The organism is Serratia sp. 121840015-1 (assembly GCF_053627655.1).
Window position 1 is genome coordinate 2,391,945 of the sequence record NZ_JBSEYF010000001.1, and the last position, 15,876, is coordinate 2,407,820.

The following is a 15,876-nucleotide window of genomic DNA, read 5'->3' on the forward strand; positions in this document are numbered from 1 at the left end:
AATAAAAAAGCCGCCGGGCGTTAACCTCGGCGGCTTTTTTTATCGCTCAACGAGCGGGCTTATTCCATCCATTCGGTATGGAACACGCCTTCCTTGTCGATGCGTTTGTAGGTGTGCGCGCCGAAGTAGTCGCGCTGCGCCTGGATCAGGTTCGCCGGCAGCACCGCGGAACGGTAGCTGTCGTAGTAGGCGATCGCGGCGGAGAAGGTTGGCGTAGGGATACCGTTCTGCACGGCATAAGCCACCACGTCACGCAGCGCCTGCTGGTATTCGTCGGCGATTTGCTTGAAGTATGGCGCCAGCAACAGGTTGGCGATATCGGCGTCCGCCGCATACGCGTCGGTGATCTTCTGCAGGAACTGGGCGCGGATGATGCAGCCGGCGCGGAAGATCTTGGCGATTTCGCCGTAGTGCAGATCCCAGTTGTTTTCTTTAGACGCGGCTTTCAGCTGAGAGAAGCCCTGTGCGTAGGACACGATCTTGCCCAGATACAGCGCGCGACGCACTTTCTCGATGAATTCGGCTTTGTCGCCGGTGAACGGCGCCACTTTCGGGCCGGTCAGCACTTTAGAGGCAGCAACGCGCTGATCTTTCAGCGAGGACAGGTAGCGTGCGAACACCGATTCGGTGATCAGAGACAGCGGTTCGCCCAGATCCAGCGAGCTCTGGCTGGTCCACTTGCCGGTGCCTTTATTGGCGGCTTCGTCCAGGATCACATCGACCAGGTATTTACCCTCTTCGTCTTTCTTGGTGAAGATGTCTTTGGTGATGTCGATCAGGTAGCTGTTCAGCTCGCCCTTGTTCCACTCGGCGAAGGTTTCGGCCAGCTGCTCGTTGCTCAAGTTCAGCGCCTGCTTCAGCAGAGAATAGGCTTCGGCAATCAGCTGCATGTCGCCGTATTCGATACCGTTGTGCACCATTTTCACATAGTGGCCGGCACCGTCTGCGCCGATGTAGGTCACGCAAGGCTCGCCTTCCGCAACCGCAGCGATTTTCTTCAGGATTGGCGCCACCAGCTCGTAAGCTTCTTTCTGGCCGCCAGGCATGATGGAAGGCCCTTTCAGCGCGCCCTCTTCACCGCCGGAAACGCCGGTGCCGATGAAGTTGAAGCCCTGGTCGGACAGTTCGCGGTTACGACGGATGGTGTCCTGATAGTAGGTGTTGCCGCCGTCGATCAGGATATCGCCCTTGTCCAGGTGCGGAGTCAGCGAGGCAATGGTTTTATCCGTCGCTTCGCCCGCTTTCACCATCAGCAGGATGCGGCGCGGTTTTTCCAGCGATTCAACAAACTCTTCAACGGTGTAATACGGCGCCAGGTTTTTGCCCGGGTTCTCAGCGATCACTTCGTCAGTTTTGTCGCCAGAACGGTTGAAAATGGAAACGGTGTAACCACGGCTCTCGATGTTCAGCGCGAGGTTGCGGCCCATTACCGCCATGCCGACAACGCCGATTTGTTGCTTGGACATTTAGGAACTCCTGTCTGAGGATGACCCTGCCGGCAACGTCGGCCAGCAGGTTTTGTGATGTGGCACACATGTTAACTCAGGATTGAGCCGGGTGGGTAGTGATTGGTGCGATAGGTCACATAATAGGTTGCATACGTTTGAACCATATACAATTATCAGCTCTCTCCAGTAAAAACAGTCGCCAGTAGAGGCAGCTTGAGGCTTACAATAAAAAACGGTCAGTCATCTACGACTGACCGTTTTGATTTCAGCGCTCAGATGAATACTGCGTTATACCTTGGTCGTTTCAGACTGATGCGCCTTAAACGCAGCCACTTTTTCGGCCAATAACCGCTCACTGCCGCGAATCATATCGGTATACTGAGTATTTACGAATCCCCACAACGTTGAGTGTTGATCTTCGGCATAGCCGACCATAAACGGCAATGTCGTTACAACGGTCAAACCTGGTGCGGACTCCAGATAACGATCGATAGTATTGCTTTCAGCGTCGATGTTCTTCTCGTTCCATTGGCTGATAAGCTCGATACCGCGGCGAGAATAGATATTCATAACCATACTTGTCATACGGTTGATATAAACATATTCGATGCCATCAATTTCTTTTATAGCCAGAATTTCGGTATCATCATGTAAGTGCGCAATGATGCCCGCAAACACATGCCAGTCCCATTCAGTATGGCGCAAATGCCCGACGACCTTCTCCAGTTGAATGTCAAAATCAAATGGGAACAATACGTCATCTTCACAAATCATGGCCATTTCGGTAGAGCGTTCGGCCAACGTTGACAACATGTATTTATAACTCATTCCGCAACCAATCCAGCCAATACGATGACGGATGCCTTCGATGACCTGGAAGCCATGGGTCGGTTTGCTGAGAAACGCTTGCTTGCGTACCGGTGTTTCTGTCAATGACAAACACAACTTTGGAATATCCACTTCGTTGTGCGGGATAAAGTCGACACTGTTTTTGTAAGTCTGGAAATCAATCAGATCGTTAGCCAGCAAATAACGTTTGAAATAAGCATCAAATTGCAAATCTGTACGTGTAAACGCCGCAATATCTTGCCGGCGACGGGCATAAAGTTTCTCATCAGCCAGCAAGCGTTCGATTTTATCAGCCATCGCATCAATATCGCCTACCGGAGCGAAGTCGATGACGTCATTCAACATGCCATGATGCTGAATATCCGAACTGGTTTCACTGACGATAGGCGTTCCCAGGGACAATGTTTCGTACAAGCGGGTGGTTTCCAGCAGTGCATCCTCGTAATAATGAATATTAACGATCAGCTTCGCTCGCATAACAAGACGAGTCAGGTCTTGACCAAAGACCTCCGAAGCGATATGCACATTAAAGCGCTGGGAGAGTTCACGCAGGTAATTCTGGCGCCGCTCACAGTTTGGATCGCCATAGAACAACACATCAATCGGCGCTTCATCCTTCAACGGTTGAAGATTATACCCTCCCTGCTTTAAATGCTCAGCATAACGATCGTAAGAGGACACCGGCATGTAGAACAGTTTTTGATAGGGTACTCCATGTTGCAGTAAATAATCGATGTTGGTAAGCGAGTAATCGAAAATCGCGATTGCGCGATCAAGAATTGCAAAGTACTCCGGCGTGAACCAGCGCGGGTTAATTGACTGTTCCATCTGGAATGCAACAAAATTCTTCGGCAACTCAGGGAATATCTGGGGACAAATAACAATGTGCATTTGGCCACTGTCTGCTGCAGCCGAGTATGCATGAATAATCGTGACGCCCAACCCGATGTCGGTCAAAGACTTCTCTACCCGATGAGCCACGTAGAGAGTATGTCTGGAAGCAAGAATCACAATGTGCTGAGTATCGATGTGCGTTAACGGCATCGGTGCGTCAGCAGTATTTTTCGCCACCCGGCGCAGGGTAGCGATCAACTCGGAGAATTGACCTTTCGTTATCAGTGAACATGCCGTTTTAGCCTTACGCCCCAATGCGCGATAGGGTTGAGGGTGGCTACGGAATGCGCGCCATGTCTTTGCTGTCAATGAATTCTTAGCGATAAAACGATGTGTAAAATAATGGCGGGTAAAATCGCGAATGACCCCAAACTCGCCGCGCAATGCACGACCAACCATTCTCACTGGCATTGTCAGTTTCCAAGATAGGCTATTACGAATCGAAGCCATGGAAGCATGTTGTTGTTCCAGCAGACCGTCTTTTTGGCTCAACGCGGAATTTAACGTGTTGATTTCGCGTTTCAGCTCCTTCTTACAGTTATTATTATTGTTCTCTTCACTGATTTTTATCCGCTGCAAGGCTTCCTCATGCTGGCTTTGCTTTTGCAACATGATTTGCTCATGTTGATTTTTCGTTTGCAGCATTGACTCTCGCAGTTGCAGATTTTCTTCGAGCTGCAACCGCAAACGTTGCTCCAGCAATTCAATCTGCTGGCATTTCTCATCAATATGCTGTTTCTGCTCTTCAATAACGCGGAAAATTTCGGCTCTAACGTTATTGTCCAGCTTAACATGCTCCGTGATCAACTCACCGATGGTTATCCCTTTCATACTGGTCAACTCGTCAGCTCCTGCTGAATAATAATTAAGATGATACCGCACGATGTCGATTTCTGCCGGCTTAGACAGGCGAAAATGCAGATAGTCCGTATCAAACATCAGTTCGAACGGAACAAGGTAAGAAAACAGATAGAACGCCATTCTGTTCACGCGTTCAGATTCGTCAGCGACCTCATCGATGAAACGATACGAAGTGTCACCCAATATTTGAACATCTCTCTCAAGCAACAACCCTTCCAAACCTACGCTCGAGTTGATGGTTACGAGCCGTTGACAGCGGAGTAAGAACTCGAGGCTATTGGATGAGTGATCGATTTCAGACGCTGTGTTTTGCAGCTGAAAGCGACTGCCGGGATGCGGCCGAACCAGTATGCTTTCGCTAGGACATTGCGTCTGAGCATATGAGAGAATAGATAAGTTATTGAAACCATTGCTATAGGCAATGATATTCGAATCATCCTCAACCTGTAGCGCTAACCCAAGTTCAAATTCCGCAATATCTTTCTGTGGCAATGCATCCTGTGCAAAAAATTGATGCAGCTCAGCCATTGAAAGCTGAACTCGACAATCATGTGCGACAGGTAGATAACGCGCCTGTGCTTCGGTATTGCCATTTACGCCACGAAAATCAATGTAACCGGTTCCCAGATACATCGGCGAACGTAGAGGGCCCACCTCAATGTGAATAACGGGAATCGCCAGCTCTTGCGCAACATGTTCCAGCGAAGGGCAATTACAAATGCTGAGAATCCCTTCAATGCCACATTTTATTTTCGCATGTAAAAGCCCCTTAAGCTCAGACTCCAACTCGGGAATGCGCTGAGTAAGAAACACATTGAACGCAGCCATTGGATTTTCGTGCGTTTCATTCAACAATCGAGCAAACAGGCCATCATCCAGTAGTTCAAACTCATGTCGATCAAATATATCCTGAGTCGGCAACGAATAGCCCAGATTATTCATCGTGGGTACATCGAACTCCCAGCGTCCTTGTTCACTCCATAGCCCAGGCTCGCGCAAGTAATCACCGCCGGTGATAAAAATGCTTTTTTCCTGCAAAGTGCTCAACAACCGATAAAACACCCACAGGTAGGGAGCTTTTACGCCGCGAAAAGGATAAGACGGTAAAAAAATAGCCAGCATAACGTTATTCCTCGTCCAACGAAATTTGTATTGGAGCATGGATAACGCCACCCAATTCACGCGACGACCAGAATTTCAGCCTCATCATCGGCCGACGCTGATCGAGTTCTTCCCTTTCCCCCTTGCCGACGCGAGCCAAGCCACAGTGCACCAGGTAATCACCGGAATTGATAGGCAGTTTGACTTTATATACGATGTGCTGCTCACCGGGTTTCAAAACGATAGGAACGCCAGCGGCAATGTTGCTGTCGCCCCAGATATCCCCCCCTTGAGCTTTGGAAATGGAAACGCCGAGCGCCACATCTTCGATGACTTCCGAAGACAAAATCCTGTAGTCTAAAGTTAGCTCTTCGCCAGACCGCACAAGAGGTTTTTCTGACAATGGCGTACCGTCAGATTTGTAGATCTGCAAACTTTCAATAATCGCACGTGCACTGCCAAAGCGTTTCTCCCCTACTTCAGCATTAGTCTGTTCCGCCTGAATGGCCTGAAGTGTCGCTACATCTTTGACATCAGAACATTCCGCACGCTGTTTTCTTTCTTTCGGCGAGTTTTGGGTCAACAGCATACCTTTTTCGTACGCGAGCACCGCGGCTAATACATCATGCGTATCACCAACCAGCTGGCCATCATTCATCACCAGACAACGATCAGCGTACTCAAGAATACTGCCGGTGGAATGGGTCACCATAATAATGGTGACGCCCTTAGCTCGAAGAGCTTCCATGCGCTTGTAGCACTTGTACTGGAAACCAATATCCCCCACGGCCAGCGCTTCATCGACAATCAGGATTTCCGGTTCGACGCACGCCTGGACGGCAAAGGCCAATCGAACATACATGCCGCTGGAATAGGTTTTTACCGGTTGGTCGATGAACTCACCAATATCTGCAAAATCAATGATTTCCTGAAAGCGAGCATCGACTTGTTCGCGCGAAAATCCTAAAACAGAACCGTTAAGGTAAACATTGTCTCGACCGGTGAATTCAGGGTTAAAACCAGCACCCAACTCCAGCAAAGCGGCAATTCTTCCGTTAACCTGGATCTCCCCTGCCGTTGGCGTTAGCGTGCCGCAAATCATTTGCAGCAAAGTCGATTTGCCAGCACCGTTACGCCCGATAATACCGACAGTTTCACCTTTTTTGATGCTGAAAGAGACATCTCGTAAAGCCCAAAACTCGCGAAAATAGCGCCGAGATTCGCGACGCGCAACTCGTTGTAGTTTAGGAGCGAAAAACTGTTTCAGACGATCGCGTGGGCGATCATAAATCTGATAACATTTGCTTAATCCCTTGACTTCAATAGCTATTTCATTAGAGGACATCCGCAAACCCCTTTCTGGTTTTCTGGAAGAAGACATAACCCAACCACGCCACCGCAGCAGCTGCCAGGGTATATACCATCAGCCCCTGCCAATCTGGCAGAGTCCCCCAAATCAATACGTTACGTGCTTGTTCAATAATGAACGTAAGCGGATTAAGCATAATCCAGATTCGGTATTTCTCCGGCAGCGCGGTAATCGGGAAAAAGACCGGTGACAAAAACATCATTACCGTTGTAATAATCACCGTGGTTTGGCCTACATCTCGGATAAATACCCCAAGAGATGCCAGCACCCATCCCAACCCTAGGCAAAAGATCACCAGTGGCAGGAAAACCAAAGGAATAAACACAATGGTCCAGTGCAAAAAGCCGTTAAAAAGAAAGAAGGCGCACAACAAGACAACCAGGCTAATCAGAGAGTGAAACAAGGCTGCGCATAGGCTGATCACGGGCAGCGTCTCCAGAGGAAACACGACTTTTTTAACGTAGTTGGCATTTCCTAAGATAATCTGCGGCGCACGGTTGATCACTTCGGCGAAGAAACCATGCACAATCATACCTACAAATAAAATCACGGCGAACTGTGTGCGACTCTCATCGCCCCCTACTGACCAACGCGCCTTAAAAACCACCGAAAAAACAAAGGTGTAAACGACCAGCATGAACAATGGGTTCAGGAATGACCAAGCCAAGCCCATCGTTGAACCTTTATAACGACCGACGACTTCTCTCTTGGTCATTTGCGCAATCAACGACTTGAACCCCCACAAAGTGCGAAGGAGGCCTAACGGCGTCAGCGGCCTATTTTTATGAGGGTTACTCATCATTTAGCTCCTTACCGTCTTCGGCAGCGTTGACCACTATCCGATCATCCACATATATTAACATAATCAACACCTTAAAAACTATCAAACATTTATAGCCGGGGGTTCAGCGACGATCGCGAGAAGAAGCCATCGGGATAGAATTCAAGTAGCGCTGGTTGTAACGACAGCGCTCCCGGTCAAAGAACCATCCCCATTTGTTAAAATAAAGAATCGCTGAGCGCATATGGTATCCCAATAAAGTTAGAGATTTATATGATCCCTTACCGAATACGTGTGTGATTGTAGTTCCTGAATAATACATAATATCAGTGAGTTCAAGCGCCCGTCGGCACAGATCAACATCCTCGAGATACATAAAGTAACGCTCATCAAACCCCTCCAAACGAGCCAGTAATTCCGACTTCATCAACATGAAACAGCCTGAAACGGAAGGCACGGCAAAGTTTTTCTCGTAGTCAGCATGTTGCAGTTCGTAGTCAATATCCATCTTAGCTCCCCATTTTGGCAGGAAGCGACGAAGCAAAAGGTTTGCCGGTGTCGGTAACAGACGACAACTATACTGAAAACGGCCGTCGCTATAATGTATCCGTGGAGAGACAAACTGGTGTTTCCCTTCGCTGGCGAACTGATACAAACTCGCCAATGCCCCCATCTCAAAACTGATATCCGGGTTACAGATCAAAAAATACTCGCAGGAGTCCAGGTAGCGGCTCATTGCCAGGTTATGTCCGTGGCCAAACCCGCCATTTCCCTTAGCAGAGATGTAGCTGATACGATCATTTTCCAAAGCATCGGCCCAATCGGCACCGCCATTATTGACCAAAACAATCTTTTCAACACAGCGCTCGGCCAAGAGAGACGTCAAGGTGCCCGCCACCTGCTCATAGCTGTGGTTGAATAAAACGATAGATGCAACGATCTGAAATTGAGATTTTTCTTGGTCTACAGCCATGCTGTATCTAGTTCCTAAACCCGTAATTTACCGCAGTCACAAAGTCATGCCATTAGGGTGGTTAAAAGACTGAACGTCAGGCCCATAAGCGATGTTAACGTTTCATCACCATGCAAAAACGTCAAAGGGGATAGTATTATCCCCTTTAATCTCATCCATTTGAAGGATCATCACTGAGATAATATCTTCTGGAGTACAATTTTAAGTTGCTGTTCCCATGGGCTAGGCTTCAGATCCAGCGCACAAATCTTGCTGGTGCTCAGAATCGAAAAAGCAGGCCTGGATGCAGGCGTTGGATATTCATGGGTTGCGATAGGTTTGACACTCACCTTATGCGGATAATGAGCTGAGCTCTCCGCCTCCCGGAAGATAGCGCAAGCAAAATCGAACCATGAAACCGCGTTATCGCCGCAGTAATGATAGATACCGTAAGGTAATTTAGGATGGGACAGCATAGCGATGGCCGTCGCCGCAATGTCTCCCGCATAGGTAGGGCAACCGAACTGGTCGCTCACCACGCCCAATTCCCCCCTCTGTGCACCGACTCGCAGCATGGTTTTTACGAAGTTGTTGCCGTATTCGCTGAAAACCCAGGCCGTTCTGATCACTACCGTTTTCGGATTTGCCAGCAAAGCCGCACGCTCACCTTCGAGTTTCGTTTGCCCGTAAACGCTCTGGGGTGAACATGGCGTCTCTTCACAGTACGGTTCCGATGAAGTGCCGTCAAAGACGTAATCGGTCGAGATATGTATGAAAGGAATGTCTAACTTCGCCGCTGCTGTAGCCAGGAATCCTGGGCCGAGCGCATTGATCGCCCTGGCCTTTTCAGGCTCAGATTCCGCTTTATCCACCGCAGTATAAGCCGCAGCATTGATAATGGCATCCGGTACTAGCTGTTCAACCGCTGCCGAAACGGCAGCGGAGTCCGCGATATCCAATTGCTGGCTGTCCATCGCCATCAGGGTCCAATTGGCAGGGAAACGATCGATAATACAGCGTCCCAGCTGCCCCGCAGCACCAGTCAAAAGTACACGCATTAAAAAAGCTCTCTAAACAGTTTTCCCTGCAGATCCTTTGGCGACAACAGCGGATCGCTGATTGGCCATTCGACACCTACTTCCGGATCGTTCCACAGTAGGCAACCTTCATTACTTGGATCATAGTAATCAGTGCATTTATATTCAAAATCAGCCGAGTCCGAAACTACGACAAAACCATGGGCGAGACCAGGCGGCACCCAAAGTTGGTTTTTGTTCTCTTCAGACAAGTAGACGCCAACCCACTTTTTGAACGTCGGCGACTCAGGACGAATATCGACGACCACATCGTAGACCTCGCCGCGTACCACCCTTACCAACTTACCTTGCGGTTTTGCCGTTTGAAAATGCAATCCCCGCAAGACGCCACGCGCAGAACGGGAGTGGTTATCTTGTACGAACTCCGCATCAATGCCGAGCAGCTCCTGGTATCGGCTTTTTTGGAACGTTTCCAAGAAAAAACCACGCTGGTCGCCAAACACTTTGGGTTCGATCAGCTTTACACCTTCAACCTGCGTCTCTATCACTTTCATTAGAAATTTACTCACAAAAACGTTACCCAGAGACCTCGAATTATGCTTATAAACACGCGTCGCCACCGAGTTTACACTTCACGTTTGAGGTCTTTTTGAACGAACCTTAAACAAACTCGCGTGCATATGACAGAAATAATATAGGGTCCGCGAAGGTTTGAGAGACTAGCACAATTTGCAAAAACATCCGACACCGTAACGTAAAAAAATACGCTGAATCTGTGTGGTTCTTGTTCAAGGATAAGATTTAACTCAATGGTTTTAAAATGAAATATAGGAAATGTAGTAGAAAGTTTTGCTGTATTTTCTAGGAAGCTGGTTACAATTTATCAAGTATCGCTTACTGATTGCCCAATGGTCGTTTTGGCCCCACCATTTATCCTTTCCTATAAACGATGGGGGTAAACTGCAGGATCAGCGCTGAAAACCCTTAGGATTTTTCTTCTGCCAGTTCCAGGTATCGCGCATCATATCATCGAGCCCCCTGCGCACTTTCCACCCCAGCTCCTGATAAGCCAGATCGGCGTTCGCCCAGAAGGCAGGCAGATCGCCGTCGCGGCGCGGCAATATTTGGTAAGGGATCGCGACACCGGAGGCTTTTTCAAATGCCTGAACCATCGCCAGTACCGAGTGCCCTACACCGGCCCCCAGGTTATAGGCCTTAAATCCGTTGAGCTTCGGCAGATGATCCATCGCTTTCAGATGGCCTTCGGCCAGATCCATGACATGAATGTAATCACGCTCTCCCGTCCCATCGTTCGTCGGGTAATCCCCGCCGAAAATACCCAGCTTTTCCAGTTTGCCAATCGCAACCTGCGAGATATAAGGCAACAGGTTATTGGGAATTCCGTTAGGATCTTCGCCGATCAACCCCGACTCATGGGCACCTACCGGGTTAAAGTAACGCAAGGCAATAATCGAAAACTGCGGCTCAGCCTTGGCGAAATCCTGCAGAATCTGTTCCACCATCAGCTTGGACGTACCATAAGGGCTGGTCGTGCCGCCGATCGGCGTCGTCTCGACGTAAGGCACCGGCGAATTGGCCCCATAGACGGTGGCGGACGAGCTAAAGATGAACGCATGTACGCCGGCACGGCGCATCGCATCCAACAACACCAGCGTGCCAGTAACGTTATTCTGGTAGTATTCCAGCGGTTTACGCGTAGATTCACCTACCGCCTTAAGACCGGCGAAGTGGATCACGCTCGTAATTGAGTGCGCTTCAAAGATGCGATGCAGACATTCGGCATCCTGAACGTCCCCCTGGTAGAACACTGCGGATTTCCCCGTCAGCTTTTCCACGCGGCTTAATGACTCGGCAGAAGAGTTCGACAAGTTGTCCAATACCACCACGTCTTCGCCGCGCTCCAGCAAAGATAAAACGGTGTGAGACCCGATGTAACCGGCACCGCCGGTGACTAGAATTGCCATATCAACCCCTTATACTTCGGTAACACCCTTTGTTTGACAAAAGCACCCCATTTAATAATGGATGCATCATACAACCTTCTGAGCGCACCATGAAGAAAGAGCGGCAAAAAGCCGCCCTTATCCTAAATCTTCAATGTACTAAGCGTTAAATTTTTGCAGCGAGCAGCGCAAGAATTTCATCAGTTTTCTCTTGCATCAGCGCAACATCGGCACGTGATTCGACATTAAGACGCACTACCGGTTCCGTATTGGAGGAACGCAGATTGAAACGCCAGCCTGCAAACGCCATACTGATGCCATCGGTGTAGTCCACCTCGTCGGCTTGCGCCAAATAGTGTTGCTTAACGCTTTCAATAGACACGGCCGGCTGAGTCAGCTTGATATTGATCTCACCGGAAGACGGATAGGCGACAATGCGATCCTGTACCAGCTGCCCCAGAGTTTGTCCCTTCACGCTGACCAGTTCAGCGACCAGCAGCCACGGAATCATGCCGCTGTCACAATAAGCAAAATCTCGGAAATAGTGGTGGGCGCTCATCTCCCCGCCATAAATGGCATCTTCCGCACGCATACGTTCCTTAATGAAAGCATGGCCGGTTTTCGACATCACGGGTACGCCCCCGGCACCGGTGACCACATCGACAGTGTTCCAACTCAGACGTGGATCGTGGATGATCTTCGCCCCTGGCTGTTTCTGCAGGAAAGCCTCCGCCAGTAACCCGACGATGTAATAGCCCTCAATGAAATCGCCTTTTTCATCGAACAGGAAGCAGCGATCGAAATCGCCGTCGAACGCAATGCCCATATCAGCGCCATGCTCACGCACCGCATCGGCGGTATCCGCACGACACTCAGGAAGCAATGGGTTGGGAATACCGTTAGGGAAAGTGCCGTCCGGCTGGTGATGCACCTTGATAAACTCCAATGGCACGCCCTGCGCCTTCAGTTGCGCTTCAATAGCATCGATCACATGCCCCGCCGCGCCGTTGCCCGAGTTGATCACCAGCTTCAACGGTTTGAAATTTGTCACGTCGACATAGGACAGAATGTGCTCTACATAAGCCCCCAACACGTCCTGGCGGACGTAGCTGCCGCGCATTGCTGCCGGTACCTGAAACTGGTTTTTCTCCGCCAGCTCCTGGATCGCTCGTAGTCCGGTATCGCCGCTAATTGGGCGAGAGTCTTCTCGCACCAACTTCATGCCGTTGTAATCGATAGGGTTATGGCTGGCGGTGACTTCTACGCCACCATCCGTTTTTAAATAGGTCGTGGCAAAATAGATTTCTTCGGTCCCGGTTAAGCCGATGTCGATAACGTCAGTGCCCGCATCCTGTAAGCCTTTCGCCAGCGCCAGTTTCAGGCTTTCACTGGTCAAGCGTACATCGCTGCCCAATACGATAGACTTGGGCTTCAAATACTCGCCGTAAGCGCGTCCAATACGATACGCGATGTCCTCATTCAGCTCTTCGCCCAGCTTTCCCCGAATGTCATAAGCTTTAAAACAAGTTAATTTTCCCATGTTATTTTCTTCCATAGCGGTCATGCAGTCGTTCAATATCGTCATCCCCCAAATACTGACCAGACCTGACCTCTATCATCTCCAAATCAATCTTCCCAGGATTTTCAAGCGTATGGATACAGCCAGAGGGAATGAAAGTCGATTGATTTTCAGATAGATAGAACTCTTTATCATCCACTCTAACCTTAGCTGTTCCGCTTACAACCACCCAATATTCGGAACGATGATGATGCCTTTGCACAGACAAACCTTCGGATGGACGTACTACAATTTTTTTTACTTGGTAGTAATTACCATTATCGATCTCGCTAATTTTTCCCCAAGGTCGATATGACGAAGAATGCTTGCGGAAATGATGGAGGTCACGTTTCTTTAATTCATCAACGACTTTTTTGACATCCTGCACTTTGTCTTTATGAGCAATCAGTAGAGCATCACTGGTGTTGACCACAACCAGGTTTTCCAACCCGATGGTCGCCACCAACGCGGACTCAGAGGAAATGTAGTTGTCATTGGAATCGATCGAGATAATTTCACCCACGTTGACATTACCCAAATGATCCTTCTTTGACACTTCCCACAATGAGGACCAGGAACCGACGTCACTCCAGCCCGCATCAATAGGAATCACCACCGCGTCATGCGTCTTTTCCATCACCGCATAGTCAATGGAGTCACTCGGGCAGTGTTTGAAGATGTCTTGCTCAACCCGGATAAAATTCATGTCGCGTTGGCTGTTGCTCACAGACTGCTGGGTAGTGCTGAAAATTTCAGGACTGAATTGCCGCAGTTCCTGCAGGAACTTGGCCGTCTTGAACATAAACATACCGCTATTCCAGCTGTAATCACCGCTGGCGAGGTATTCGACCGCTTTCTCCAAACGCGGCTTCTCAACGAACGAATCAACTTTGAAACATGCATTGGAAAGGTGCTCGCCACGCTTAATATAGCCATAGCCCGTTTCAGGGTGCTCAGGGATAATGCCAAACGTGACCAGTTGGTTGTTTTCTGCAAACGAAATAGCCGTCTGAATAGCCGCGTGAAAATTATCCACTTTGGTGATCAGATGGTCCGCTGCCAGCACCAAAAGCATACTCTCTTCGTCTTCCTCAGCAGCAAGATGAGCGGCTAACGCCACTGCTGGGGCGGTATTACGCCCTACGGGCTCTAAAATAATATTGGTCGCTAATTGTCCAATTTCACGTAATTGTTCGGCAACTAAAAAACGATGTTCCTCGTTGCAGATGACCAGAGGGGCGGCAACTTCAATGCCAGCCAGGCCCGACAAACGCTGTAACGTCTGTTGCAGCAGACTTACGCCACTCTCATCAATAGACAAAAACTGTTTAGGAAACGATTCTCGCGACATCGGCCATAGACGACTCCCAGTACCGCCGGCCATAACCACAGGAATTAGTTTGGACATTATCTACCCTTTACTCAGAATCATGCTTATAACGAAGACGCCACACCTCAGCGGCACCATCATTCTAAAACTCATACGATCGTCAACCAATCGCCGCGCTTTTACTAAAAATATAAATTCCTCTAACCTACTGCCCTTTAACAGCAATTATGTAAAGAAATAGGCTAGGTTAGCAAAAATACGAGAGCAATCACGAGCCGATAACATAACGTATTAACGCAAAAAAGAGCAGCACTGTGCTGCTCTTTCAGATTAATGCTCATAGAGAATATGCTGCTAGCTACTACGGGCGAAATACTGCGCCACGCGCAGCACATCCTTCTCGTCCAACGTGCCGGAGTCGCTCAGCAGGGTAATCCAGGACTTGATGTAGGTGTACTTGGCAGAGGCCAGATCGCGCTGGGCGCTATAGAGCTGCTGTTCGGCGTTGAGCACATCGACGTTGACGCGCTGCCCCGCCAAAACGCTCTGCCGGGTCGCCGTCACCTGCGTGGTCGCCGACTTCACCGCCAGCTCGTAGGCCGCCAGCTTGGCGCGGCTGCTGATGCACAGATTGAACTGTTTGCGCAGATCGTTCAGCGTCGAGCCAACCTGCGTGTCCATCTCGGCCATCGCCTGGCCGTAGCGTGCCGCCGCCTGCCGCGTTGAGGCCGCCACGCCGCCACCGGAGTAAATCGGCAAACTCACCTGCACCCCGATACTGTCGGTGCGATATTTCTGATTAACCGTGTTGTCGCTGCTGGAATCGTTCTCCGAATGCGAAGCATAGAGTTGCACACTCGGCATAAAGCCGGCGCGGTTTCTCTCTACCTCGTATTTTGCCGCATCGACGCCGTGGCGCGAGGCGGCCAGCACCGGGTTATTCTCCAGGGCGATCTTTTGCCACTCTTCAAACTTCGACGGGATCAGCGGAGCCACCTGGAACTTGCCCGGCCGTAAGACCTGCAGCTCATCCAGTTGATTCAACGGCACGCCGATGATCACCTCCAGCTCGCGCTGTGCGGCATCCAGCGCATCGCGCGCCTCGATCACCTGTGCCTCGGCCAGGCTGTAGCGCGCCTGCGTTTCGGAAACGTCGGTCAACGTCCCCTCACCCGCGCTCATCAGCCGATCGTTCAACGCCAGCTGCTCTTTATAGGCTGTTTTTTGCGCCTCGGCCAGGGCGATTTGATCTTTGGAATAGGCCACTTCGACGTAGGCGCTGATCACCCTCACCGCCAGATCGAGCAGTTTGCCGCGGTAGCGTTCATCCGACATCATCGTCTGCGCCACGCCGCCTTTGTAACGCGCATAGGCCTCATAATCGAACAGCGGCTGCGTCAACGTCACCGAGCTGGAGTAGCTGCGGTACTGCTGACGCCGCGTCGCTTCCGTAATGTTGCCAAAGAAATCGCTTTGCGGGTACTTCTGCGTTTGCCAGTTGCGCGGCGAATTCTGGTAGTTCAGCGATACCTTCGGCAGCAGCCCCGCCCTGCCGATATTTTCGTTCTCATCTCCCGCTTCTTTTTCTTTTATAGCCGCCCGGAAGGTCGGGTCCTTTTCTAATGCCAGCGAATATGCGTCTAAAATCCCTATCGAATAAACCGGCGCAGACATCGCAAACAAAAGGGTGCCGATAACCAGACCGGCAGCCTGTCGTTTTGAATGAATCAAA

Annotated in this window: 11 protein-coding genes; all 11 read right to left on the reverse strand. The window is 49.9% G+C overall.

Annotation, left to right across the window (positions count from 1 at the left end; all coding sequences use genetic code 11):
* Positions 1–59 precede the first annotated feature (59 nt).
* On the reverse strand, positions 60–1,466 hold the full coding sequence (gndA, locus tag ACUXAC_RS11660; RefSeq protein ID WP_060440334.1) for an NADP-dependent phosphogluconate dehydrogenase: 1,407 nt from the start codon (positions 1,464–1,466) through the stop codon (positions 60–62).
* A 270-nt stretch (positions 1,467–1,736) separates the two neighbouring features.
* A complete protein-coding gene (locus tag ACUXAC_RS11665) occupies positions 1,737–5,174 on the reverse strand; it encodes a GT99 family glycosyltransferase N-terminal domain-containing protein (protein WP_100396916.1) in 3,438 nt (1,145 codons plus the stop codon).
* 4 nt (positions 5,175–5,178) lie between these two features.
* The gene (locus ACUXAC_RS11670) at positions 5,179–6,498 is read right to left on the reverse strand and encodes an ABC transporter ATP-binding protein (protein ID WP_100396915.1); all 1,320 of its coding nucleotides are present in this window, start codon (positions 6,496–6,498) and stop codon (positions 5,179–5,181) included.
* Positions 6,488–7,321 (reverse strand): ABC transporter permease, encoded by an 834-nt coding sequence (locus ACUXAC_RS11675; RefSeq protein WP_100396914.1) that lies wholly within the window; start codon positions 7,319–7,321, stop codon positions 6,488–6,490. Before ACUXAC_RS11675 ends, ACUXAC_RS11670 begins: the two co-directional genes overlap by 11 nt.
* Before the next feature lie 106 nt (positions 7,322–7,427).
* The gene (locus ACUXAC_RS11680) at positions 7,428–8,276 is read right to left on the reverse strand and encodes a glycosyltransferase (protein WP_187322181.1); all 849 of its coding nucleotides are present in this window, start codon (positions 8,274–8,276) and stop codon (positions 7,428–7,430) included.
* Between the two features lie 170 nt (positions 8,277–8,446).
* Positions 8,447–9,313 (reverse strand): dTDP-4-dehydrorhamnose reductase, encoded by an 867-nt coding sequence (rfbD, locus tag ACUXAC_RS11685; RefSeq protein ID WP_187322180.1) that lies wholly within the window; start codon positions 9,311–9,313, stop codon positions 8,447–8,449.
* Positions 9,313–9,846, reverse strand: a complete 534-nt coding sequence (rfbC, locus tag ACUXAC_RS11690) for a dTDP-4-dehydrorhamnose 3,5-epimerase (protein ID WP_049202254.1) — start codon at positions 9,844–9,846, stop codon at positions 9,313–9,315. The genes rfbD and rfbC overlap by 1 nt, the downstream gene beginning before the upstream one ends.
* Positions 9,847–10,260: 414 nt before the next feature.
* A complete protein-coding gene (gene galE / locus ACUXAC_RS11695) occupies positions 10,261–11,277 on the reverse strand; it encodes a UDP-glucose 4-epimerase GalE (protein WP_100396912.1) in 1,017 nt (338 codons plus the stop codon).
* A gap of 145 nt (positions 11,278–11,422) precedes the next feature.
* Positions 11,423–12,796, reverse strand: coding sequence for a phosphomannomutase CpsG (gene cpsG, locus ACUXAC_RS11700; protein ID WP_387445669.1), 1,374 nt, complete (start codon positions 12,794–12,796; stop codon positions 11,423–11,425).
* A gap of 1 nt (position 12,797) precedes the next feature.
* Positions 12,798–14,222, reverse strand: coding sequence for a mannose-1-phosphate guanylyltransferase/mannose-6-phosphate isomerase (locus ACUXAC_RS11705; RefSeq protein ID WP_084826538.1), 1,425 nt, complete (start codon positions 14,220–14,222; stop codon positions 12,798–12,800).
* Between the two features lie 276 nt (positions 14,223–14,498).
* Positions 14,499–15,875, reverse strand: coding sequence for a TolC family outer membrane protein (locus ACUXAC_RS11710; RefSeq protein ID WP_084826539.1), 1,377 nt, complete (start codon positions 15,873–15,875; stop codon positions 14,499–14,501).
* Position 15,876: the final 1 nt, after the last annotated feature.